This window comes from Enterobacter cloacae complex sp. ECL411 (assembly GCF_021869665.1).
Taxonomy (GTDB): domain Bacteria; phylum Pseudomonadota; class Gammaproteobacteria; order Enterobacterales; family Enterobacteriaceae; genus Enterobacter; species Enterobacter intestinihominis.
This window is the reverse complement of the sequence record NZ_CP091486.1, coordinates 1,175,940-1,200,179: the sequence shown is the minus strand read 5'-3', so window position 1 is coordinate 1,200,179 and position 24,240 is coordinate 1,175,940. Positions and strand designations below refer to the sequence as shown.

The window sequence follows — 24,240 nt, the reverse complement described above, 5'->3', positions numbered from 1 at the left end:
CAGTATCCCCACTGTTTTTGTAACTATTAAAATCCAAAATCGCAACAATTAAGACACATTTTATATTGAACGTCCAATCAAAAACCGCTTTAATAGATTACCAACGCTGATGAATGGAGTGGCAAAAATGCCCAAAGTGGGGATGCAGCCGATCCGGCGCAGGCAGCTCATCGATGCCACGCTGGAAGCAATTAATGAAGTGGGAATGCATGACGCAACCATCGCGCAAATCGCCCGTCGGGCGGGCGTGTCCACGGGCATCATCAGCCACTATTTCAAAGATAAAAACGGTCTGCTGGAAGCAACCATGCGCGACATCACCGGTCAGTTACGCGATGCGGTATTAAGCCGTTTACGCGCCCTGCCGGACGGCAGTGCAGAGCAGCGTTTGCAGGCGATTGTCGGCGGCAATTTTGATGAAACCCAGGTCAGCGGCGCGGCGATGAAGGCCTGGCTGGCCTTCTGGGCCAGCAGCATGCATCAGCCGATGCTCTATCGTTTGCAGCAGGTCAGCAGCCGCCGGTTGCTCTCAAATCTGGTGTACGAATTCCGCCGCGAACTGCCGCGTGAACAGGCTGAAGAGGCGGGCTACGGGCTCGCCGCACTGATTGACGGGCTGTGGCTGCGCGCCGCGCTCAGCGGCAAACCGCTGGATAAAACCCTGGCCCAGTCGCTCACCAGCCACTTTATCAGCCAGCATTTACCGACCGATTAACCGAGGAGAATTTATGTCCCGAATGGCAGAACAGCAGCTTTATATCAATGGTGGTTACACATCGGCCACCAGCGGTCGCACCTTCGAGACCATCAACCCGGCGAACGGTGAAGTTCTGGCAACCGTGCAGGCCGCCGGGCGCGAAGACGTGGACCGCGCCGTAGAGAGCGCAAAGCGCGGGCAAAAAATCTGGGCGGCGATGACCGCCATGGAGCGCTCGCGCATCCTGCGTCGCGCCGTCGATATCCTGCGCGAGCGCAACGACGAGCTGGCAAAGCTGGAAACCCTCGACACCGGTAAAGCGTTTTCTGAAACCTCGACCGTCGACATCGTCACCGGCGCGGACGTGCTGGAGTACTACGCGGGGCTGATCCCGGCACTGGAAGGCAGCCAGATCCCGCTGCGCGAGACCTCCTTCGTCTACACCCGCCGCGAGCCGCTGGGCGTGGTGGTGGGCATCGGCGCGTGGAACTATCCGATCCAGATCGCCCTGTGGAAATCCGCCCCGGCGCTGGCGGCGGGCAACGCGATGATCTTCAAGCCGAGCGAAGTAACGCCGCTTACCGCCCTGAAACTGGCGGAAATCTACACCGAAGCGGGCGTGCCGGACGGCGTGTTTAACGTTCTGCCGGGTGTGGGCGCGGAAACCGGCCAGTACCTGACCGAGCATCCGGGCATCGCCAAAGTCTCCTTTACCGGCGGCGTCGCCAGCGGCAAAAAGGTGATGGCAAACTCGGCGGCCTCGTCCCTGAAAGAGGTGACGATGGAGCTGGGCGGTAAATCCCCGCTGATAGTGTTTGACGATGCGGATCTGGATCTCGCGGCAGATATCGCCATGATGGCCAACTTCTTCAGCTCCGGTCAGGTGTGCACCAACGGCACCCGCGTGTTCGTGCCCGCGAAGTTCAAAGCCGCGTTTGAGCAAAAAATCGTTGAGCGCATGGGCCGCATCCGCGCGGGCGACCTGTTCGATGAAAACACTAACTTCGGCCCGATGGTCAGCTTCCCGCACCGCGACAGCGTGATGCGCTACATCGCCAAAGGCAAAGAGGAAGGCGCGCGCGTGCTGTGCGGCGGTGACGTGCTGAAGGGTGACGGCTTTGATAACGGCGCGTGGGTTGCCCCGACCGTGTTCACCGACTGCACCGACGAAATGACCATCGTGCGCGAAGAGATCTTCGGCCCGGTGATGTCCATTCTTTCCTATGACACTGACGAAGAGGCCATTCGTCGCGCCAATGACACCGACTACGGTCTGGCGGCGGGCATTGTCACCGCCGATCTGAACCGCGCCCACGGCGCTATTCATCAGCTCGAAGCGGGCATCTGCTGGATCAACACCTGGGGCGAATCCGCCGCGGAGATGCCGGTGGGCGGCTACAAACACTCCGGCATTGGCCGCGAGAACGGCGTCATGACGCTTCAGAGTTACACCCAGGTGAAGTCCATCCAGGTTGAGATGGGTAAATTCCAGTCCATATTTTAACCGGGAGGTTTATTTGCAATTTGACTACATCATTATCGGGGCCGGCTCTGCCGGCAACGTTCTGGCAACACGACTGACTGAAGATCCGAACACCACCGTCCTGCTGCTTGAGGCGGGCGGGCCGGACTACCGCTTTGACTTCCGCACCCAGATGCCTGCCGCGCTGGCCTTCCCGTTGCAGGGCAAGCGCTACAACTGGGCGTATGAAACCGAGCCAGAGCCTTTCATGAACAACCGCCGCATGGAGTGCGGACGCGGAAAAGGGCTGGGCGGCTCGTCGCTGATCAACGGCATGTGCTACGTGCGCGGCAACGCAATGGATCTGGACAACTGGGCGAAAGAACCGGGTCTGGAGCACTGGAGCTATCTCAACTGTCTGCCCTACTACCGCAAGGCAGAGACCCGCGACGTGGGGCCGAACGACTACCACGGCGGCGACGGTCCGGTGAGCGTCACCACCTCTAAGCCGGGCGTGAACCCGCTGTTTGAAGCGATGGTGGAGGCAGGCGTGCAGGCAGGCTACCCGCGCACCGACGATCTCAACGGCTATCAGCAGGAAGGCTTTGGCCCGATGGATCGCACGGTCACGCCGCAGGGCCGACGCGCCAGCACCGCGCGCGGCTATCTGGATCAGGCCAAACCGCGCCCGAATCTGACCATCCGCACCCACGCCATGACCGATCACATTATCTTTGACGGCAAGCGCGCGGTGGGCGTCGAGTGGCTGGAAGGCGAAAGCACCATTCCTTCAAAAGCGACAGCGAAGAAAGAGGTACTGCTGTGCGCGGGCGCTATTGCGTCACCGCAGATCCTCCAGCGCTCCGGCGTGGGCAACGCTGAACTGCTGAAGCAGTTTGATATCCCGCTGGTACATGATTTACCCGGCGTGGGCGAAAACTTGCAGGATCACCTGGAGATGTACCTTCAGTATGAATGCAAAGAGCCCGTTTCCCTCTACCCTGCCCTGCAGTGGTGGAACCAGCCGAAGATTGGCGCGGAGTGGCTGTTTGGCGGCACCGGCGTGGGTGCGAGCAACCACTTCGAAGCGGGCGGGTTTATCCGCAGCCGCGAGGAGTTCGAGTGGCCGAATATTCAGTATCACTTCCTGCCGGTAGCGATTAACTACAACGGCTCGAACGCGGTGAAAGAACACGGCTTCCAGTGCCACGTCGGCTCCATGCGCTCGCCGAGCCGCGGGCACGTACGGATTAAGTCTCGCGACCCGCATCAGCATCCGGCGATCCTGTTCAACTATATGTCCCACGAGCAGGACTGGCAGGAGTTCCGCGACGCGATCCGCATCACCCGCGAGATCATGCACCAGCCCGCGCTGGACAAATACCGTGGGCGCGAAATCAGCCCGGGCGTCGAATGCCAGACCGACGAACAGCTGGACGAGTTCGTGCGTAACCACGCCGAAACCGCCTTCCATCCGTGCGGCACCTGCAAGATGGGCTACGACGAAATGGCGGTGGTCGACGGCGAAGGCCGGGTTCACGGGCTGGAAGGGTTACGCGTAGTGGATGCGTCGATTATGCCGCAGATTATCACCGGCAACCTGAACGCTACCACCATCATGATTGGCGAAAAGATTGCCGACGCCATTCGCGGGCGCGAGCCGCTGGCGAAGAGCACGGCGGCGTATTATGTGGCGGATGGGGCGCCGGTTCGTCAGGCATTACAGAACGTTTAATATTCTGCCCTCTCCGTAAAACGAGAGGGTTTTCAATACATCCCTTCATTACGATAATATTTTTCGATAACTATAAGAAATAAATATTACCCGGCAATTATTTTGTTCATTTAAAAGTCTGTTGACACTGCTCCCGTAATTCAACTAAGTTTAATCGAATGTCTTTCCATTCGAAATATACAATATATTTTAAACTGAAATTAAAGAAAGCGTCATTATTCTTTAATTCTCTCCTGCCTTTATTTTTGCATCACTCAACCGCGAGATAAGATCATGAATAATAGTGCAAACAACGTTGTTGTTATCACCGGCGCCAGCAGCGGTATCGGTCAGGCTATTGCCCTGTATTTAGCGAATAAGCCTTTTTCTCTGGTACTGGTGGCGCGTCGCCTGGACAGAGTTAACGCCCTGGTGGATCGCATCATCCAGCAGGGCGGCCGGGCGATTGCCGTGAAGGCGGACGTGACCCGTCAGGAGGAGGTCCAGCACGCGATTGACGCTGCCGTTGCCGCATACCAACGTGTCGATGTGCTGATCAACAACGCGGGCTTTATGGCTATCGCCCCCATCAGCGAGCGCAAGACCGACGAGTGGGATCGGATGATCGATACCAACCTCAAAGGCGTTTTATACGGCATTGCGGCGGCGTTACCGGTGTTCCAGCGCCAGGGTGGCGGGCATTTTATTAACGTTGCGTCTGTGGCCGGTATTAAGGTGCTTGCGCCCGGCGGCGTGGTCTACAGCGCCACGAAATTCGCCGTCCGCGCGCTGAGCGAAGGCTTGCGTCAGGAGGTGGGTAAAACGGTCCGCACTACGCTTATTTCTCCCGGTGCGGTCGAGAGCGAACTGCAGTTCGGCAGTTCTGACGAAGAGAGTAAAAAATTCCTGCATGAATTTTATAAGCAGGCTATTCCGGCAGATGCCATTGCGCGGGCCGTATTATTTGCTATCGAGCAGCCTGATGATGTTGATGTAAATGAAATTGTCGTCCGGCCAACGCAGGAAGAATTTTAGCATGACTTAAATAACGCTGAATGAGGTGTCATTATGATTAAGTCATTAACGTCCTTATCAGATTTAAATATGCGAACAGGTGCCGACATTCTTCTTGAAGTGCTGGAGAGTGAAGGCGTGGAATATATTTTTGGCAACCCCGGCACCACCGAACTTCCGCTCATTGATGCCCTGCTCCGGCATGAAAATATTCACTATATTCTGGCGCTTCAGGAGAGCACCGTGGTGGCGATTGCCGACGGCTACGCGAAAGCCTCCGGCAAAACCGGTTTTATCAATTTGCACACCGCCAGCGGTCTTGGGCACGGAATGGGAAATTTAATCAACTCGCGGATCATGAAAACGCCGCTGGTTGTCACCGTCGGGCAACAGGACACGCGGCACTACGTGCGCGACCCGCTCCTGTACGATGACATAGTCTCCATTGGATCGCCGGTGGTGAAATGGGCGCAGGAGGTCACCAGCGCCGACCAGCTCCCGGTGCTGGTGCGTCGCGCGTTCCATGCTGCCAGCTATCCCCCCGCCGGGCCCGTATTGCTCTCTCTGCCAATGAACGTGATGGAAGAGCTGAGCGACGCCGGGATACAAACGGCCTCCAAAGTGAACTATCACACCGTCGCGGGCTCCCTGGACGAGCTGGCGGCGGACCTGAGCCAGGTTACGCCCGGCAGGATCATGATTGTGGCGGGGGATGAAGTTCACTCCAGCGGCTCGACGCCGGAGATTGTCCAGCTTGCAGAAGCGCTAGGTGCACACGTTTACGGCTCATCGTGGCCGTTGAATTTGCCCTTTCCCACGCAGCATGCCCTCTGGCGCGGCAATATGCCTACCACCGCCAGTGAAATTGCCAGCATCGTTAATGCCTACGACGCGGTGTTTATCATTGGGGGCAGAAGCCTGATCACCATATTATACAGCGAAGGAGACGCGATTCCGGGCTCATGCGCGGTCTACCAGCTCTCCGCCGACATGAACGAGCTGGGCCGCACCTACGCTACACGCCTGTCGGTGATGGGGGATATAAAACTCTCCCTGAAGGCGCTCTTACCTCTGCTTCAGCAGCGCCTGGTGGCAGGCAAATTGACGCATCAGCGGCTGCTCAAAACGGCACGCGCTGAACGTGAAAAAGAGTGGCAACTGCAGGAAGAACGTCTGGCTGCCGAGCGGCTGCGCCCGGCCATTTCGCCGATGGTGGCGGCCTATGAAGTCATCAAAGCCGTTCCGCCGGGCGTCACCATTGTTGATGAAGCGATTGCCACAGCCAGACATGTCCGACGTTTTATCTCCGACACGCAGCACCAGCGCTACTATTTCATGCGCGGCGGCGGTCTGGGCTGGGGTATGCCTGCGGCGGTGGGCCACTCGCTGGGGCTGGGCCGCGAGCCGGTAGTGTGCCTGATGGGCGACGGCGCCTCGCTGTATTCGCCGCAGGCGCTCTGGACGGCAGCACACGAAAACCTGCCGGTCACCTTTATCGTGATGAATAACCTGGAGTACAACGTTCTTAAAAACTTTATGAAAGGACAGCCGGGTTACAGCTCGACGCAGTTGGGGCGCTTTATCGGGATGGATCTGATTAATCCGCACATCGATTTTCAGTCGCTGGGCACCGCCATGGGCATTCGCTGTTGTCGGATAACCGATGCTGCAGACATCGCCGAAGCGGTAACCCGCGGACTGCAGTCAGGAAAAACCAACCTGATTGAAATCGCGATTTCCGCGGATTAACTGCATCTTTGCGCTGTACCCTACATAAAAAGCTTATAAACGAAACGCCTCCAGCCGCTTAATCTGCCGCCCCTGGGCGTCAAAATTCTCCGCCGCCAGCCAGGCGCGCAACTCCGCGTCCCTTTCCTGCCACTCGCCGTCAATAATAGAGAGCATATCGCTGTCGCGGTTGCGTCCTTTGCGCACCAGCTTCTGGCGCAGACGTCCCTCCCAGACGAACCCCAGCCGCTCCGCCGCGTTGCGTGAGGCGGTGTTCATCGAATCGCATTTCCACTCCAGCCGACGATATTTATGCTCAAAGGCATTTTTCAGCAGTAGCCACACCGCTTCGGTGCCAATGCGGGTGCCTTTCATCTTGCGCGACCAGGTGACGTGGCCAATTTCCACCGATCCCAGAAAGCGTTCAATCGCCATATAGCTCACCAGCCCTACCGCCTTTTCGGTGCGCAGATCGATAACGGCAAAGGGCACCAGGTCGTCATCCAGCACCTTTCCGAGCACCCAGTGCGCAGTAGCATCAACGCTCACAGGCTGGGTGCTGGCAAGCCACGTCCAGTCGCTGTCATCGCCCAGTGCGTAAGCTTCAAACAGATCCGCCGCGTGGCGTTCTGCGTCCAACGGTTCCAGACGACAATACTGGCCGGTTAGCGGCGTGCGAGTTAGCGCTCGGGCACATTTCCAGTCGGGGACGATATCGTTAACGGTTTGACCATGTTGATTGATTTCGGGCACGGCGGTGACTCCCTGCAAGGTAAGGAGTTTGTTATAGCAGGTTAAAAAGCGGTCGAAAAGGAAGAACGTGCAGGCCGGGTAACGCGTAGCCGCCACCCGGCATAAAATTACTTCAGCAGCTTAACCGTCGCGTCGATGTCGATTTCATCTTCGGTGAAGATCATCGTCGTGTTCTGGAAGGTGGTGATCGCCAGCTTCTTCACCGTGCGCATCTCGCCCGGCTTTTTCTCACTTTTCGGCTTGATGCTGTTCATCAGTAGCCCCACCGACAGCACCGCGTTCTCTTTGTCGATTTTGGTCTCAACGGGCTCTTCTTCGCTGAACACCACGAAGGATTTGATCGAGGTGAGCTTCACGCGCTCGCCCGCGATATAAAGATGCTTGCTCTCCGGGATCACCTTCACCGCATACGCGGAAAGGCCTTTGGTGTTTGTGGTGGGTTCGAAGGTCACCGCCGCATCTTTCTTAATCAGATCAGGGTTGGCGACCTTAATCACGTGAAAATAGCGGTTGTCGCCGTTTTCATCTTTGATAAATCCGAAGCCTTTATCTTTAAACCACGTTGTGATTGTACCGTTCATCGCTGTTACCGCCTGTCAGATCTTAAGACTAAAGTTTTGCAGCGCGCAGTGTAATGCACAATGGCTGAGGAGACAAAAAAAAGCCCCTGCACGGGAGCAGGGGAAAGTTCATGTCAGAGCTTATTAGAATTTAGTTGAACACCATCCCACCATCAATCAGCAGCGACTGACCGGTCATGTAGTCGGAGTCTGGTCCGGCGAGGTAGGAGACGCAGGCGGCCACATCTTCCGGTTCGGACAAACGGCCAAGCGTGATGCGTTTGGCAAAGGTTTCCGTTCCGTAGCCGAGCGGTTTACCCGCCGCCTCGGAGACCTGACGGTCGATCTCCGCCCACATCGGCGTTTTGACGATGCCCGGGCAATAGGCGTTAACGGTGATCCCCAGCGGCGCGAGATCCCGCGCGGCGGTCTGGGTTAAGCCACGCACCGCGAACTTGCTGGAGCTGTACACCGCCAGTTCCGGGTTGCCGGTATGGCCCGCCTGGGAGCAGGCGTTGATGATTTTACCGCCGTGCCCCTCTTTGCGGAACGCGTCAATCGCGGCCTGAATGCCCCAGATCACCCCTTTCACGTTGATGTTGTAGACCTTGTCGACAATTTCCGGCGTGATGGATTCGATTGGCGTGGACGGCGCCACCCCGGCGTTATTGACGATGACGTTGAAGCCGCCCAGCGCAGTGCGGGCTTTTTCCACCGCCGCAAACACCTGCTCGCGGTCAGAGACGTCCACCTTCACGGCGACGGCTTTCCCGCCGTTGCGGGTGATCTCATCCGCGACCGCTTTCGCCGTCTCTTCGTTGTAATCCGCAATAGCGACGGCAAAGCCGTCCTTCACCAGGCGAAGCGCGATCGCTTTGCCAATCCCCTGGCCGGAGCCGGTTACGAGAGCCACTTTTTGCATTTCTCTGTCCTTATATTGATTCACAAAATCTGGCTGAGATGGAGCTGGCCCATCAGCAGCGGGTTATCGCTGTAGTCGACGGGAATGGCCACCACGGCCGGGCCATCGACATCCATTGCGGCACGCAGCGTCGGTTCGAGCGCGTCGGCGCTCTCGACGGCAAAGCCTTTCGCACCGAAGGCGTCGGCATAGGCTTTGAAATCGACCGGGCCAAACTCCACGCCGGAGAGACGCTGGTATTTTTTCTCTTCCTGGATCGCCACCATGTTGTAGGCGTTATCCACCCAGATGATGTGCAGCACGTTGGCATTGAGGCGCACGGCGGTTTCCAGCTCCATGCTCGACTGCAAAAATCCGCCGTCCCCGGAGACCGACACCACCTTGCGCCCCGGGTTGACCAGCCACGCGCCAATCGCCCACGGCAGCGCCACGCCCATGGTCTGCTGACCGTTGGAGATCATCACCTGACGCGCGCGGAAGCTGTAGAGGTAGCGGGCGATCCAGATGTGGAAGCTGCCCATATCGACGGTGAGCGTTACGTCGTTATTCACGATGTCCTGCATGGCGCGCACGATGCGCAGCGGATGCAGGGCAAACTGGTTTAGCGATGCGCCGCGACGGTCGAGGAGGTCACGCTGATGCTGGCGATCGACAAGAATTTCCGAGGCGCGCTGGCTGAGTTCAAGTTTGTGCTCGATTCGGCTGGCAAGCAGATTCAGCGTGGCGGCAATATCCCCGACCAGTTCCAGATCGGGAACATACTTGCGCTCCTCATAGGCGGGCAGCACGTCAATGTGCACCAGCGTCGCGTCGCCGCTGTTCCACATGGACGGCTCGTATTCCACCGGGCTGTAGCCGATGCAGATAATCAGATCCGCCAGATGCAGCAACCGATCTCCGGCCTGGTTGTTGAACAGGCCGACGCGCCCGGCGAAGCGGGTGAAGTGTTCCTGATTCACCGCCCCGGCGGCCTGATAAGTGCTGGTGACCAGAATGCGGCTTTTCTCCAGCAGCGTGCGCAGCGCGGCGCTGTTCGCGGGCTGGCTGGCCATCAGGCCGAGTAAAATGACCGGGTTTTTGGCGTTCTCGATAAGCTTCGCCACCTCGTTAATGGCGGACTCCGGTGCCGGGCCCATCAGCGCCGGGCCGCTGGCGGGTAAAATCGCCCCCGTGGTGGGCTGGTCGACAATATCCTGCGGTAAGCTGACAAACGCCCCGCCCGGCCTGCCCTGCTCGGCAGCGCGAAACGCGTTCGACACCACCTCGGCAATCGCGTCCGGGGAGTTCACTTCTACGGCGTATTTGGTCACCGGGCTGAACATGGCGACAGTGTCCATGCTCTGGTGCACCAGCTTGGCTTTATCCGCCCGCTTCACCGCCCCGCCCAGCGCGACGACCGGGTCGCCTTCGCTGTTGGCGGTGGCGATGCCGGTGATCAGATTGGAGCAGCCCGGCCCGGAGGTGACCAGCGCGACTCCGGCCTTGCCGGTTAACCGCCCTACCGCTGCCGCCATAAACGCCGCGTTCGCCTCGTGACGCACCGGGATGATCTCGATGGAGGAGTCCAGCAGGGAGTCAAAGACCTTGTCGATTTTTGCGCCCGGGATCCCGAACACCTGCTTCACACCCTGCGCTTCCAGCTGGCCGACAACCATATCGGCGCCGTGCGCCCACTGACGTGACTGTTTCTCACTGTTCACGGTAGTTCTCCTGTTAGTTTTCGACGGCGCGGATAGCCGCATCAAGGTTGCTGGGGTGCAGGTTGGCCTGTAAAAACGCGCTGTCGGCGGGCAGGTCAATCATCAGCTTGTGGATTTCGCCGAAGGTGAGCACGCCGCTCTCCAGCTGATAGTCGAGCAGATGTCCCCCGCCCTGACGGTCGTCGGTGATAAAGTGCTCGTGATAGCCCGCCACGTTGATGCCCTGCATATGCTGCGGGGTGCGGAACCCGACCAGCACGCCCTCGCGCTGGTTAAAGCGGAACACCGGCTGGTCGTCCAGCACGTCGGTCATCGCCCGGTACGGCGGCGTCTGGCGCGGAACGGTGCGGGTATGCGCATGGCGGAAGTTGCCATCGATGCGCAGCGCGCAGAACAGGTTATCGGAGGGGATCTGCTGGTCGATCACGTCGTGGATCTGCTGACGGCTGACCGGACCGTTAAAGGTTTTGCGGTACTGCGGCTGGAACCAGGTCATCACCGCGAACGGCGTTTTTTGCTCCGGCTTAGCGGCGCGGGCGCTGCCGTCGGCGCGCAGCTGGTACACCTGGCTGCTGAAGGCAATCATTTCACCGTCCAGCTCGTTAAAGGTGCCGAGACCAAAATCACCGTGTGCCAGCAGGTCGGCGATCGTCGTCTCCCCTTCGTAGACGCCACTTAGCAGGGCGCTCATTAGCGATGTCTGATAGATCACGCTGTCAGGATGCTGAGCCGAGAACCCGCGCAGGGTCTCGCATAAGCTCGCCTCACAGTCGCATGCAGATGAATGCATCATCATGCCCGTCCTCTTCAACTTTATTTATAAAGGTTAAATAAATGTTGACCCGATTCAGCAGAGAGTTCCAATATAGAATCCATGCTGGTTTGAGACGTTTTTGATATGGAACTTCGTTATCTGCGCTATTTTGTCGCGGTAGCACGCGAGCGACACTTCACCAGGGCGGCCAAAGCGCTGGGTATTTCACAGCCTCATCTGAGTCAGCAGATCAAACGGCTCGAAGAGGAAGTGGGCACGCCGCTGTTCAGGCGCCTGACGCGGGGCGTGGAGCTGACCGAGGCGGGAGAAGCCTTCTATGAGGACGCCTGTAAGATCCTGGCGCTGAGCGACGCCGCGCTGGAGAAAGCCCGGGGCATCGCGCGCGGGCTGAACGGCAGCCTGTCGATTGGCATCACCAGTTCAGATGCTTTTCATCCCAAAATCTTCGCCCTGATTCGTCAGTTTCAGGTGCAGAACATGGCGGTGCAGGTTCACCAGGTGGAAGCCAATATGTCTTCGCTGACGACAATGCTGGCGGAGGGTGAACTGGATATCGCCTTCGTGCGCCTGCCGTGCGAGAGCAGCAAGGTGTTCGAGCTAAAAATCCTAGACCGGGAGCCGATGGTGGTGGCGCTGCATCGCGACCATCCGCTGGCTGCGTGCGATTCGCTGGCGTTAGAGCAGCTTCGGGAGACACCGGTGGTGCTGTTCCCCCAGGAGGTCGCGCCGGGGCTGTATGACCGCGTTTACGGCAGCTGCGAGCGGGCCGGAGTCGATATGCAACACACGCTGCAATCTTCACAACTTTCCTCTTCTCTGAGCATGGTCTCCGCTGGCGGCGGGTTCGCGCTGGTGCCGAAATCGATGGCCGCTATTTCTCCGCCGAATGTCACCTACCACGCGCTGAGCTCACCGGAGCTTTATACCGATATCGCGCTCTGCTGGCGGCGCTTTGAACGCTCACGGACGGTGAAACGGTTTCTGGCGATGATGAGCGAGGGGGAACGGGAGCAGGGATGAACCTTTTCAGAAACTGCGGACTGTATTGATGCTCAATTTATTGCGAAGCAGTTTTTGAGGCTGAATTTGAAGGGAGTATGGGCAGGCTGCCATATAAAACTCAGTACCACTACCCTTTAAAAATAAAAAACCCGCACAGGTGCGGGTTAATTTTTATCAGTACAGCTTAACTGCTCGGACTATTGTCTTCATCGCTATCGTACGCCGCACTGATATTTAGCGCGGGTTACAGTGGAGAAACGTTTCCAGCTGCTGGACCTTTTGCGCCATTCTCAATGGTAAAGGAAACTTTCTGACCTTCATCAAGCGTTTTGAAGTTGTCGCTCTGAATTGCAGAGAAATGTACGAATACATCTTTGCTGCCGTCGTCAGGGGTGATAAAGCCGAAACCTTTATCTGCGTTGAACCATTTTACTAAACCAGTCATTTTATTAGACATAGATAAATCCTTAATTTATGAGCCACTTAAGCGCGGCGATGATGGCCTGTATTTCGAGAGTTACTTATTTGGCACTTAGGAGGAGGCTCACGAAGAAGGAGTATCTACTGATAACACCTGAACTGAGGACTGCTTTACTAAAACTGCTTTCATAAGGTCTGTATTCCAAACCGATGACGCTATTAAGACACAGCGAAATTTATTGCGCAATGATTATTATTATTTATTTTAACCATTTAAACGCCCGGATGGCTGGTCGCGGTGCCAGACATCGTTCTGGCTTGAGGTCTACCATGTACTACAAAATGTCTACGCTTTCACTGTGCCGGGAGTTTGGGGTGTTTTGTTCACAGGCGGGAAAATCCTCCCGCGCGACGCAGACATCATTAGAAGGGATGCTCAAATGAAAAGGTCTGCGTAAGACGTAACCGCAGTGCAAACTGTGCCCGGCGGCGCTGCGCTTGCGCGGGCCTACGGGTCGTATCGCGGTGGTTTGGAGGCCGGGTCGGGCGTAGCCGCCACGCGGCAATCCCCTTCTGGAAGCCGCCTCGCAAACCTGCAAGCAACCTTATGTAATTCAGGGGCCTCCCTTTTCATCCCTTCTTCACGGTCGTAAAGTGCCTGCGTTGCGGCACATCCGTAACCGGGCGTAGGAACCCGTTAGCATAAAGCGATATTTTTTGTCGCGACAGCGCATATCCCGTTAGAATCACGGTGGCGCTGACGGAGCAGTCGAAAGGCTGGCCGTTTTTCTTTATGCACGGTATTCCTACCTCCGTCAGCGCTACCCCCTCTGAGCGTAGGAACTCATCGGGCGGTTAACATTTTTTGCATAAAGAGGATGCCTTATGGCTACTATCCCTGGATTTTCTTACGCGCTTAATGAAGAAAGCGCTGTTTATCACCTTCTCCACCTGCAACTTCCCGATTCTGCGGATCTCTTTGAACTGGCTGACGCCTGCACTGCGTATGTTAGCGTGCTGGTGGAAACTGACGACGCAGTGATGTTTGCCACGCTCTGCAAGCGATTGCTGGCCGCGCTGAAGCGGCTGCGTGAGTGCTGTGACTCAGAGCTTCCGTCGTATCTGGTTGAGCAATTGATTGCAGGTGAAAAGATTACTTCCTGCGTGCCGGACTGCTGGCAGGAAACGGTGTTGCAGGTGGATTATGCCGTGGCATTAACGCTGGCGGTGATGGGCGGGACACTGCCTGCGAGCGTGGCGAAAGAACTCGCCGGGCTACTGCATGATATGGTCTGGCTGCTGGCAGAGTTTGTGAAGGAGCCGTATATAACGACGCACTGAGGCGGGTGATGGGAGGCCGGAGTTCTGCTGGGTAAGAAGCGGATCCCCGGCCATACGCAAAATTTAATGTTGTTTTTGAATGTCTGGTAAGAGCGAACAGCGGACCTTTTAAAAATAATATTTTATGGATTGATTGTAGCGAACTAAATGATTAGCATTTTCTCTTTCGGATAAAGAAAATGACTGTTAACGATTCCCTCTTCGCATTCTCTCTCGCAGCATTGTTACTTACCCTGACTCCCGGCCTTGATACGGCACTTATTTTGCGCACAGCTTGTGCTGAGGGCGGCAAAAAGGCTTTTCAGGCTGCGCTTGGCATTGATGCTGGCTGTTTTGTATGGGGCGCGCTGGTGGCGTTAGGTCTTGGTGCTCTTCTGGCGGTTTCAGAGATGGCTTACACTGTGCTCAAAGTTTGTGGCGCGGTCTACCTGAGCTGGCTGGGCTTACAACTGCTGGTACGTCCCCGATCATCTTTCAGTAATGGCGATGACAACAACGATTCTCAGGGGAACTGGTTTATCAGAGGAATGCTGGGGAATGTGCTCAATCCTAAAATGGGCATTTTCTATGTCTCTTTTTTGCCGCAGTTCATACCTGCCGGTCACTCTCCTTTTATATGGACTTTTATCCTGGTCAGCATCCACGTAGCGATTGGGACTATATGGTCACTCACACTCATTTTATCCACACATTTTGCGTCAGCCGTATTGAAGAAAAGTCGCGTTGTTAAGGTGATGGATAGAGCCACAGGCGGCTTATTTTTATGCTTTGCGGCTAAACTCGCTATGAGTACGAGATAGCCTTGAGCTGGCTATAAAGGTCCGCTTCTTGCACAAAGTGGACATTTCTTTCACAGTCACCTCTTACAGTGTTCGCACTCATTAAATGATCGCCTTTATCACGAGCAAATGAAAACTGCAATCCATGACAATTCCCACATTCTCAACCCGCCGACCACCACCTTAAATGTTTCCAATCTGGAAACAAGGGGCAAAAATGCCCGCAGTCTCAAGAGCGCTTTCGACGCGGCCACCAGACATTTTCCTATTCAAGAACTCGCTCTGGAAGATCTTTACTGGGTACTAAAAGGAGACCACTATCCATCACCAGACGACATGCGAAAGCGCTTCCCCAGCCGGGAGAGGATGAAATACCGGGAAAAATGGTGGGTCATTGACGTAGGTGGCGGGTATTTAAGAGTAATGTTATTTACTGATTTTGAGCGCGGAAAGCTCTTCATCAAACACACCAGCACTCACGCAGAGTATGACAAGCTCACGTACCTCTACCGGAGAACGAAAGAATGAACTTTGCAGCAGCCATCAAAGCGGCGAACAATCTGACAAGCGAGGCATATCCCATTCATTTATTTAAATAAAAAACATGTACCCTAGCCATAAAAATAATCATAGAATGCATTAAAACCTTCATTACCGATAAGAGGCGCAATTCTTTTCCGCAACTCATCAATAAAGTCACCTTTCACTTCGTCATTATCATCTGCTATATCAAAGATACCGTATTGACCATATACCAGATCAATAAGCTCAGCTAATGAAAATATAAATCCAGAGAGACTGCTAGCTATTTTAAATGGTTCAATTACATCATAACTAGCATAGACAGAGGTATTCCCTTCTTCGATAACCGCAATTAAAGGTTTACCTCCACCTAAATCATCACCAATAACAAGATAATTATCCGGTAAGTATTCATAACCACTTTGAGCCTTCGAGAGCTCACTGACAGAGTGAATTTTAATTGGCGTGAAGCCTGTTTCAATGTTTAATTTTTCCGGATTGTAATTTTTATATAAGTAATCAACATCTGTGGAACGAGGTAGGTTGGTTGGAAATGCATTGCCCAAGTCATTAACGGTATTGAAATTTCCGGATACCGAGCATTCATTACAAATAGCGGCTAGTTGCTTCAACGCCTCTTTAATCCCTCTCATCAGCCCTCCCTAAAGTATCTATGATTACACTCCACATAGTGAGTGAAAAATATACTTTCCGCAATATACTTCCGTTCAGAATAATATCAATTAATAAAAAACAGGCGAATTTTTCTTTTCGCCCGCCATATTTCACTTATGTTGTGCACAAAGCAATAACAAGATAGTTGGCTCCTCACCAAATAAAATACTTCTATTATTTACCTCTTGAATTGACAAAAGAAAATCATGCTTCAACTCCTCATTCAAATTGTTGATATTACTTATCTTAAGTAATAAAAACTCGTCTTGCTTTAAGTTTAAAGATGTCATCCCCTCTTCTGGGAATCGCAAACTAGTCAGGCAATCTATGAATGCATGGAAATTATTACCATAGAAATCAGGAAAGCCAAACAAGTGCTTAACCCTATCATGAAATTCTGTAACATCATTTATTTCTTTAAAGTCAATAGATAAAGTAATTACTTTCATTACTTCCATCCTCCTAGACCGATCTCTATGAAAGTGTTGTAATGGTCGTGACTATAAAATGCTTGACCTGTTTTTGTATCCACAACTATACGCCTGGCTCCTCGATTTCCTACACCAGGTGTTTTTACTGTCCATTCTCTATAAGGACCGCTTCCTGTATTAAGGCGCTGACTATCTGGTGAAATTTTGAAATTATTTTCAAAAGGTATTCCATCACGAGGAAAAGCTGGTCTATTCAATTTAATATTATCGATTGTTTTTTGTACTTCCCTCATTTCTGAGGCGGTCATTTTATGCCCCCATTTTTCGTTTACAACAGCATGAAATTCTTTAGGATTCTTTGCTGAATGAGAACATTTAAGACCCAGCGGATCAATCCACCCCAACGGGTTCGGCGCATACTGATAAAGGTTCCACCCACCATTCAACCCAATCGGATCCTGCACAATAAACCGCCCGACCTGCGGGTCGTAGTAGCGGAACAGGTTATAGTGCAGCCCCGTTTCACCGTCAGCGTACTGCCCGGCATAGCGAAGCGGCTGGTGTGCCATCGCCGTGCGGTTCACAACCCGTGAGAACCCTTCGCTCTGATGGCGCACTTCGCCAAAGCTGCCGTACTGGCCGCTCCAGCGCACCGCGCCGCGCTCGTCGGTCACTTCCAGCGGCGCGCCGTTCAGATCGGTATTGAACCAGTAAATCTCACCGCTGCTCTGGTCACGGAGATGATCCACCCGCGCCAGCGGGCTCCAGGCCTCATTCGGGTCGTAGATATAGGTGCTGCACAGCCCGCTCTCCTGCTGCTCCTGCAGCAGACGGTAGCCCTGCCACAGGAAGCGGGTGTCGGTGGTGCCGTGCGTCGTGGTGACGATTTTGCGCGTGCGGCGGCCCAGCGCGTCGTAGTGATAGCGCGCCTCAAACCGCCCTTCCGGCCCGGTTCCCCGGGCGGATACCAGCCGGTTCTCGGCGTCATACGCGTAATGCTGTTCATACAGCCCGTTGCGGCGGCTGACCAGGTTGCCCCAGTGGTCGTATTTCATAAACAGCGCCTACCAGTGCCGCAGGCGGTTATCCGTGACCGGTACCGGATCGTCACTGGCGGCGAGGTTATCCGCTGCGTCATAGCTGAACTGCGCGCGGCTGTGCCCCTGTCGGGCCTCGTAGTGCTCAGCAGACGCCCGGCGGCGTCATGACGGTAAGCAACCTCATCGCTTTCAATACCCAGGGCAACGCCTTCGGCGGTTGGCGTGCGGCGGATGCGGGTAATCTGGCCGCTCAGGTCGTGGAAGTAGCGGTTTGCATAAGACAATCATGCTACCGCCACACCCTGATAAATTAAGCTATCTGCACGATACTTATGTTACTTTCTAAAAAGTAGGTTAAATAGAAAAAACTTACTCAAAGTATCCTGCTTTTTAAGGTCGACTTTGTCGGCATTACCTATTCCAACCGTAAACCAAAATCTCTGCCGGACATACACGCAAGCCCAACTTGCCCCCTCATGAGCAACTGACTCGCAGAGAAGGGATTTGAGACCGGGCGCAGCGTCACCATGAATATTTCGAACAGCTATATTTTTCTGATAGCGGATAATTATGATATGCAGGAGCTATCCAAGTAACATAATCTGACAAGACATATGGTGTAAAACTTCCCCAAAATTAGAATAAAAAAGGACTTGAAAGATAAGAAGATCTTTCCAGTCCTTTTTTATTATTAAGTTAGCTAATTTATAAAAAACAACCTTACCATTCTTTCAGATTATCAACTGAATCAACCTCTTGAAAACTAATTCCATTTTTCTTACAATATTCAACGGCTTTATCCCATATATTACCATCAAAAACAATTACACTCCCCCCAGCGACAGGAGTAAAAAACCTGTAAAAAAGAAATTGATAACCTTTTTTTATTAAAGAATTTATTACACTTACATCAGCACCACCATAATCATCATAAAGATTAAGTAGTTCAGGTTTCTCAGGGAAATTCTCTTCAGGTAATCCTTTATTAGTTCTTAACTTATTTTTCAGAAGCATCTTGCGATACTCCGTCAGTCGCTTATTCACTTGTTCATTATTGTTGCCATAAAAATAAAGCCCTTTTCTACTTAGGGCTGAGCAAGCATCAAGATTTTGCCCCTCTTTATTAAAACACATAAGATTAGTAAATAAAGAGGACAATAGCCCCTTCGATTTTTCAGTTAAAAAATCATAAGGACCATATCCATTACTATCTATATTATATTGATAGCAAATACAATAAGCCTCCGATGGTAAATCAGTTTTGAAATGACCTGATTGAACTATCCATTCGGAAATAGGAAATTTAATTAATTGCTCAGGCATATTATTTACCATGTAAAAATCACCTCATTACCTTTAGGGTCAATCGCATGCACATGACCATTAGAATGATGCTCAGACATACCAGTTTGACTAGCATCCGGGTGGCCGTCGGGATGCTCAAACCAATGATTTTTCTAATTAGGATTACGCCTACCTGGTAGCAGATAAACCTAAAGAAGCTTTTACCAAAAAGCTAAAGGAATAAAATCTTAACTCAGTGCTAATATTATTAAAGCATCACGACCGTAAATCATATCATATTTTTTTCTAGTGCCTTTACATTCATGTCAACGATATCCCGTCGTGTCTATAGAATTACAAACTTAACCAGTTGAAACTATGCATCTTAAAATATTAACATTTTGGCGGAGATAGAATCTTAAACACGGGCGAGCAATTATTAAATTATAAAAAAATATATTTTTCTGAGACATGATATTAATACCATGATTAATTGAAAGAAATTTTATAAAAGCAATTAAAAAATTAAGAAAAAAAGCATTCCGAATAAAAAACCATCAATATTATATAAGCCGGAAATAATTAATACTAACCCGGCTTTTATTAATCATTTATCTTTACGAGTACTGCCAAAAACCAGCTATGATATTCCCGCCAGATATGTTTTTATACAAATACAAAGCACCGTAACCAAAGATGTAATCACCATCAAGCAATGCATCTGGATAATAATCTTCATCTATCTGCATGAAAAATTCATAACCATCTTTTTGCAAAGCATCAAAATAATAATCTTCCGATTGTATTAATCTTGCCTCTTCGGTTTTAGTGATAAAGTCAAACTCTTCACTTTCAACCTTATCATACCCAACGATAACTGCCTTATTAATGTGTTTTATCGTAAATGCATCATTATTGCTTTCATCAGAATGCGTGTGCGTAAAAATTTTTACTGAACAATTAGGGTAGATGTTTTTATCAATCATATCATCATATCGTTCAGGAGTAAGTATCGTAATATACTCATGTGCCTCATCAGGATTCTGAACTGTCAAATAAAATTTATAACCCCGCACAATATCTAGTTTATCTAAAAAGAATTCAGGGATATTTCCACCAATCCGCCCAATGACATTACCATCAGGCAGGGTACTTATTTTAGCGATAAGATTAGATTTTAACATTTTGTCAACCCATTTTTTCTGGCAAACCCAATAGACTCTTCTCTAAGTTTCATTGCCGTTTCTGTGGCAAATTCCTTAGCGTTTTGACGTTCCCAACCTCTGTTATTCACCAAGTCTTCGTAAATACCTCTTCGAGTAATTGCAGTATTCCTGTTGATATTCTGCAATGCGGACTGGTTTTTTAGTACATTAGGATTATGCAATCCATATTTGGCCTGTAATTTGGATATGGTTTTATGCATAGCGTTTTCTTGCAAAGCTATCGCTGGGTTGGTAGTTGCAATACCAGACATTCTACCTTTTATTATGCCATTATTTCTTAGCCAAGCATTTTGTAATAACTCATGTGCAGTTAAACCGTCTTTTGCATGGACGGGGCTTCCATAGCCTGCGATTCCAAATTCGTTTATTAAACCCAGCGGATCAATCCACCCCAACGGATTCGGCGCATACTGATAAAGGTTCCACCCGCCATTCAGCCCAATCGGATCCTGCACAATAAACCGCCCGACCTGCGGGTCGTAGTAGCGGAACAGGTTATAGTGCAGCCCCGTTTCACCGTCAGCGTACTGCCCGGCATAGCGAAGCGGCTGGTGTGCCATCGCCGAGCGATTCACAAGCCGTGAGAACCCTTCGCTCTGATGGCGCACCTCGCCAAAGCTGCCGTACTGGCCGCTCCAGCGCACCGCGCCGCGCTCGTCTGTGACCTCCAGCGGAGCACCGTTCAGATCGGTATTGAACCAGTAAATCTCACCGCTGCTCTGGTCACGAAGGTGATCCACACGCGCCAGCGGGCTCCAGGCTTCATTCGGGTCGTATACATAGGTGCTGCGCAGCCCGCTCGCCTGCTGCTCCTGCAACAGGCGGTAGCCCTGCCACAGGAAGCGGGTGTCGGTGGTGCCGTGCGTCGTGGTGACGATTTTGCGCGTACGGCGGCCCAGCGCGTCGTAGTGATAGCGCGCCTCAAACCGCCCTTCCGGCCCGGTTCCCCGGGCGGACACCAGCCGGTTCTCGGCGTCATACGCATAATGCTGCTCGTACAGCCCGATGCGGCGGCTGACCAGGTTGCCCCAGTGGTCGTATTTCATAAACAGCGCCTGCCAGTGCTGGAGGCGGTTATCCGTGACCGGTGCCGCAGCGTCACTGGCGGCGAGGTTATCCGCGGCGTCGTAGCTGAACTGCGCGCGGCTGTGTCCCTGTCGGGCCTCGTAGTGCTTCAGCAGACGCCCTTCGGCGTCGTAGCCGTAATCCACCTCACCGCGCAGGGTGTCGCTGACGCCGGAAAGCTCACCGCGCGCGGTGTAGCGATACAGGCGTTCCAGTAGCGCCTGCTCCGGCAGGGTCACGTCCGTGCTCAGTTCGCTGCGCTGCAGGGTGCGTCTGCCGAGGCTGTCATACTGACGGAGCTGCTCGCGCGCGCCCTGGGTGCGGCGCACCTCGCGGTGCAGGCGGTCGCGGGTGAACTCGGTCACCAGCTGCTGCCCAAAGCGGATGGCGCTGACGTGGCCGGAGCCGTAGTGCAGCCAGGCCAGCTTTTGCTCGCCGGGCAGCGTCAGGCCGGTCAGGTTGCTCAGGGCATCCCATTCGTAGCCCACCGCGCCGTTAATGCCGGACTCGCTCAGCACGCGCCCGGCGGCGTCGTGGCGGTAAGCGATCTCATCGCTTTCGATACCCAGGGCAACGCCTTCGGCCGTCGGCGTGCGGCGGATGCGGGTAATCTGGCCGCTCAGGTCGCGGAAGTAGCGGTACTCCGCGTGGCGCTGAGTGCGCCCGATCAGCAGCCCGCTGTCGTCATAGCTGAACTGCTGGACGCGACGGGCGATGCCGCCGTCGGCGGCAGGCCGGCCGTTTTCTTCGAGCGCGCAGAGGAACCCTCGCGCGTCCCATTCCATATGGCGCACGGTCTCGTCCGGGCGCGTTTCGCTGAGCGGGCGGCCCACGGCGTCGTAGGTGAAGCGGTATTCCGCCCCGTTGCCGTTATCGAGTCGCAGCAGGTTACCGCGCGGGTCGTAGCGCCACTGGCGCACGCGGCCAATACGGTCGGTGAGGCTGACCGGGAGGCCGAGCGCGTTATAGGCCCAGCTCACCTCGCTTTCCAGCGGGTCGCGCCAGCCCGTGAGCTGGCCGCGTTCGTTCCACACCAGCGACTCGCGGCTACCGTCCGGATGGATCACGGCGCTGAGCAGCCCGGCACGGCTCCACTCCCGCCGCGTGATATTCCCTTCTGCATCTTCGCTGGCAATCAGTTGCCCGAAGCGGTCGTAGGTGAAGCGGGTGACGCTGCCGGAGCAGTCGGTGCGCTGCGTCAGCAGCCCCTGGTGGTTCCAGACCAGGCGCACCACGCCGCCGATAGCGTCGGTGATGCTCTCCGGGAGGAATTCTTCATCATCGGGATAGCGATACGCGGTGGTGCTACCGGCCGGATCCGTCTCCGACAGCAGGCGACCGCGAAGGTCGTACATGGCCTGCGATGAGGTACCGTCCGGGTAAACCGTGCGGGTGATGCGGTCGGTCAGGCGATGCCAGTGATACTCCGTGCGGCGGCCCGTCGGGTCCGTCTCGCTGGTCATGCGGCCGTATTTGTCCCACGTGCTGCGGCGCATCGCCCCGCCCGGCAGAATGACGTGGCAGAGCTCGCCGTCGCGGTAGACAAACGTCGTCTGGCGACCGTCGTAATCCGTGAAGCGCGCGATGTTGTCGTCGTCATCCACCAGCCAGTGCGCCTGCGCGCCGTCTTCGCGGGTCGCGCGGCGGGTGCCGTTCTCAAAATCGTATTCGAACGTCAGCTGTTCGCCGCCGCTATGGCGGAAGCCGACCACGCGCGGCAGGCCGTCAATCTCCCGCCAGCGGTATTCGCTCAGCAGGCCGTTGGCGTCATCATGAGCGCTCATCAGCCCGTCCTGCCAGCTGAAGCGTCGGCGCACGCTACCGCCCCGGCCGGTCACGGAGACCAGCTGGCGCTGTTCATCATAAGCGTAACTGACCAGGCAGATCTCGTCATCCAGCCAGGCGCCAACGAGCCTGTCGCGGTCGTAGCGGCAGACCACGCGCTGGCCCGCACAGTCGGTCAGGGCATGCAGGGTATTATCCGCATTCCACTCAAAGAGGATATCGTTGCCGCAGGGTTCGGAGAGGCGCTGGAGCAGCGACGGGGCAGCATCCCGCAGCGGCGCATAGTGCCAGCGCTCGCCGCTGACGTCATACACCGACCAGCTGTCGTCCTGGTGATGTTCAAGCCAGTTTTTTTCGCTTTCGCAGTAGGAGCGCATCCCTTTCGGGACCTTCGGGAAGGCGACGTAATCGCCGGACGGTGCGCGCCACACCAGGCCGTCCTGATAAGGCTCCAGGCGGCTTTCCCAGAACAGGCTCCATCCGCGGCCCAACACGCTGTCGCCGGGGTTGCCGCTGCGCCAGTAGCGCTGCCAGCGCACCGGAAGACGGGAAGGCAGGACGAAGTCCAGCTCATCATCCCCGCTGAGAAACTTCTGTCCGCTGACGATATCCACCGGGCGGGCGATGATCCCCGCGGCCGCCACGCCGGTCATCAGCGTGCCGGCGCGACAGGCGATACGGGCCAGCTTGTTGATGCCGGGGATTTTGCCCAGCAGCTTAGAGAGCGCCCCGACTTTGCCAGCGGCGCCGCCCCAGCCGCCGAGAAGCCCGGCGAACAGCAGGGTAAGATCGGAGACCTTATAGAGCCACTCGGGGACTTCAGACTGAATGGGCAGGGTTTGCTGCGGATCGCCACCGATAATGACGTTGTCAGAACCGGTCATCACCTTCGCGTCGCAGGTGGTGCGATCCCCGATGCGTGACGCAGGCTGGCTGTTAATGGAGACTCGCTTAGAGCCTTCGGCCATCTGCTGCGAGCCGTCGTCAGAACAGTCGACGGTGCTATCGGTGGCAAGCGCGGCGGGTTTACCGTTGATAAACACGTTGGGCGAGCCGGAGGTGATGACGCCTTTCTTCGTCATGCTGGATGCCCCGGCGTCGGCGATGCTGTCCCTGGCGGCAGTCGCCAGCTCCCCGGTGTAATATCCCACGGCCAGGCTGGCGCCGACGAGCAGGACGCCCACGCCAAGACAGGATGCGCCGAGACCGGCAATAAACATGGCCCCCGCCAGAATGCCCCCGGCGGCGGCAATCAGGCCACCGACAATCGTTCCGGCAATCATCCCGGCCAGCGCACCGGAGTGGCCGATATCATCACCAACGCGTGCTGCTTCAAACATAACAA

The 24,240-nt window shown here is 54.6% G+C and carries 21 protein-coding genes and 2 pseudogenes; 10 read left to right on the top strand and 13 right to left on the bottom strand.

Annotated features, from left to right (window positions below; genetic code table 11):
* The first annotated feature begins 127 nt into the window (after positions 1 to 127).
* The 5 genes from betI to L3069_RS05640 all read left to right on the top strand — a co-directional run bounded on the left by betI (position 128) and on the right by L3069_RS05640 (position 6,636).
* A complete protein-coding gene (betI, locus tag L3069_RS05660) occupies positions 128 to 715 on the top strand; it encodes a transcriptional regulator BetI (RefSeq protein WP_003858827.1) in 588 nt (195 codons plus the stop codon).
* Between the two features lie 13 nt (positions 716 to 728).
* On the top strand, positions 729 to 2,201 hold the full coding sequence (gene betB, locus L3069_RS05655) for a betaine-aldehyde dehydrogenase (protein WP_038415612.1): 1,473 nt from the start codon (positions 729 to 731) through the stop codon (positions 2,199 to 2,201).
* Positions 2,202 to 2,214: 13 nt separating this feature from the next.
* Positions 2,215 to 3,894 carry a choline dehydrogenase gene (gene betA / locus L3069_RS05650; RefSeq protein WP_038415610.1) on the top strand — a complete coding sequence of 560 codons (1,680 nt, stop codon included), beginning with the start codon at positions 2,215 to 2,217 and terminating at the stop codon, positions 3,892 to 3,894.
* 273 nt (positions 3,895 to 4,167) lie between these two features.
* Positions 4,168 to 4,908, top strand: a complete 741-nt coding sequence (locus tag L3069_RS05645; protein ID WP_023299541.1) for an SDR family oxidoreductase — start codon at positions 4,168 to 4,170, stop codon at positions 4,906 to 4,908.
* 33 nt (positions 4,909 to 4,941) lie between these two features.
* Positions 4,942 to 6,636 (top strand): thiamine pyrophosphate-binding protein, encoded by a 1,695-nt coding sequence (locus L3069_RS05640; RefSeq protein ID WP_023299540.1) that lies wholly within the window; start codon positions 4,942 to 4,944, stop codon positions 6,634 to 6,636.
* A 33-nt stretch (positions 6,637 to 6,669) separates the two neighbouring features.
* Here L3069_RS05640 and L3069_RS05635 read toward each other — a convergent pair whose 3' ends face one another.
* The 5 genes from L3069_RS05635 to budA form a co-directional block, all read right to left on the bottom strand.
* Entirely contained in the window at positions 6,670 to 7,368 is a 699-nt protein-coding gene (locus L3069_RS05635) for a GNAT family N-acetyltransferase (RefSeq protein WP_038417000.1), read from the bottom strand.
* Between the two features lie 107 nt (positions 7,369 to 7,475).
* Positions 7,476 to 7,949, bottom strand: coding sequence for a cold-shock protein (locus L3069_RS05630; RefSeq protein ID WP_022647360.1), 474 nt, complete (start codon positions 7,947 to 7,949; stop codon positions 7,476 to 7,478).
* 130 nt (positions 7,950 to 8,079) lie between these two features.
* On the bottom strand, positions 8,080 to 8,850 hold the full coding sequence (locus tag L3069_RS05625) for a (S)-acetoin forming diacetyl reductase (RefSeq protein ID WP_003858846.1): 771 nt from the start codon (positions 8,848 to 8,850) through the stop codon (positions 8,080 to 8,082).
* Between the two features lie 20 nt (positions 8,851 to 8,870).
* The gene (gene alsS, locus L3069_RS05620) at positions 8,871 to 10,592 is read right to left on the bottom strand and encodes an acetolactate synthase AlsS (protein ID WP_276523073.1); all 1,722 of its coding nucleotides are present in this window, start codon (positions 10,590 to 10,592) and stop codon (positions 8,871 to 8,873) included.
* Positions 10,564 to 11,343 carry an acetolactate decarboxylase gene (budA, locus tag L3069_RS05615; RefSeq protein WP_088581799.1) on the bottom strand — a complete coding sequence of 260 codons (780 nt, stop codon included), beginning with the start codon at positions 11,341 to 11,343 and terminating at the stop codon, positions 10,564 to 10,566. The genes alsS and budA overlap by 29 nt, the downstream gene beginning before the upstream one ends.
* A 105-nt stretch (positions 11,344 to 11,448) precedes the next feature.
* Here budA and L3069_RS05610 point away from each other — a divergent pair, with 105 nt between their 5' ends.
* On the top strand, positions 11,449 to 12,345 hold the full coding sequence (locus L3069_RS05610) for a LysR family transcriptional regulator (RefSeq protein WP_100167681.1): 897 nt from the start codon (positions 11,449 to 11,451) through the stop codon (positions 12,343 to 12,345).
* Between the two features lie 226 nt (positions 12,346 to 12,571).
* On the opposite strand, the gene cspA is transcribed toward L3069_RS05610, so the two are convergent.
* On the bottom strand, positions 12,572 to 12,784 hold the full coding sequence (gene cspA / locus L3069_RS05605) for an RNA chaperone/antiterminator CspA (protein WP_022647355.1): 213 nt from the start codon (positions 12,782 to 12,784) through the stop codon (positions 12,572 to 12,574).
* 714 nt (positions 12,785 to 13,498) lie between these two features.
* Between cspA and L3069_RS27435 the strand changes: the two genes are divergently transcribed.
* The 4 genes from L3069_RS27435 to L3069_RS05590 all read left to right on the top strand — a co-directional run bounded on the left by L3069_RS27435 (position 13,499) and on the right by L3069_RS05590 (position 15,395).
* Positions 13,499 to 13,606, top strand: coding sequence for an ash family protein (locus tag L3069_RS27435; RefSeq protein WP_157843337.1), 108 nt, complete (start codon positions 13,499 to 13,501; stop codon positions 13,604 to 13,606).
* A gap of 26 nt (positions 13,607 to 13,632) precedes the next feature.
* Positions 13,633 to 14,088 (top strand): hypothetical protein, encoded by a 456-nt coding sequence (locus L3069_RS05600; RefSeq protein ID WP_038415604.1) that lies wholly within the window; start codon positions 13,633 to 13,635, stop codon positions 14,086 to 14,088.
* Between the two features lie 179 nt (positions 14,089 to 14,267).
* Entirely contained in the window at positions 14,268 to 14,888 is a 621-nt protein-coding gene (locus L3069_RS05595; RefSeq protein ID WP_038415603.1) for a LysE family translocator, read from the top strand.
* A gap of 177 nt (positions 14,889 to 15,065) precedes the next feature.
* Complete coding sequence (locus tag L3069_RS05590) at positions 15,066 to 15,395, top strand: type II toxin-antitoxin system HigB family toxin (RefSeq protein WP_032671566.1); 330 nt, start codon at positions 15,066 to 15,068, stop codon at positions 15,393 to 15,395.
* A gap of 83 nt (positions 15,396 to 15,478) precedes the next feature.
* Here L3069_RS05590 and L3069_RS05585 read toward each other — a convergent pair whose 3' ends face one another.
* The 7 genes and pseudogenes from L3069_RS05585 to L3069_RS05550 form a co-directional block, all read right to left on the bottom strand.
* A complete protein-coding gene (locus L3069_RS05585) occupies positions 15,479 to 16,042 on the bottom strand; it encodes a hypothetical protein (RefSeq protein WP_038415601.1) in 564 nt (187 codons plus the stop codon).
* A gap of 132 nt (positions 16,043 to 16,174) precedes the next feature.
* On the bottom strand, positions 16,175 to 16,513 hold the full coding sequence (locus L3069_RS05580; RefSeq protein ID WP_038415599.1) for a barstar family protein: 339 nt from the start codon (positions 16,511 to 16,513) through the stop codon (positions 16,175 to 16,177).
* Positions 16,513 to 16,722, bottom strand: a pseudogene (locus L3069_RS05575) (ribonuclease domain-containing protein); the annotation flags it as partial. The pseudogene L3069_RS05575 and the gene L3069_RS05580, both read right to left, overlap by 1 nt.
* Positions 16,723 to 16,872: 150 nt before the next feature.
* Positions 16,873 to 17,699 (bottom strand): annotated as a pseudogene (locus tag L3069_RS05570) (RHS repeat domain-containing protein); the annotation flags it as partial.
* 556 nt (positions 17,700 to 18,255) lie between these two features.
* Positions 18,256 to 18,870: a hypothetical protein gene (locus L3069_RS05560; protein WP_126504311.1), complete on the bottom strand. Its 615-nt coding sequence runs from the start codon at positions 18,868 to 18,870 to the stop codon at positions 18,256 to 18,258.
* Between the two features lie 566 nt (positions 18,871 to 19,436).
* The gene (locus L3069_RS05555; RefSeq protein WP_023299519.1) at positions 19,437 to 20,003 is read right to left on the bottom strand and encodes a hypothetical protein; all 567 of its coding nucleotides are present in this window, start codon (positions 20,001 to 20,003) and stop codon (positions 19,437 to 19,439) included.
* Positions 19,997 to 24,235, bottom strand: a complete 4,239-nt coding sequence (locus tag L3069_RS05550) for an RHS repeat-associated core domain-containing protein (RefSeq protein WP_232926097.1) — start codon at positions 24,233 to 24,235, stop codon at positions 19,997 to 19,999. The genes L3069_RS05555 and L3069_RS05550 overlap by 7 nt, the downstream gene beginning before the upstream one ends.
* Positions 24,236 to 24,240 lie beyond the last annotated feature (5 nt).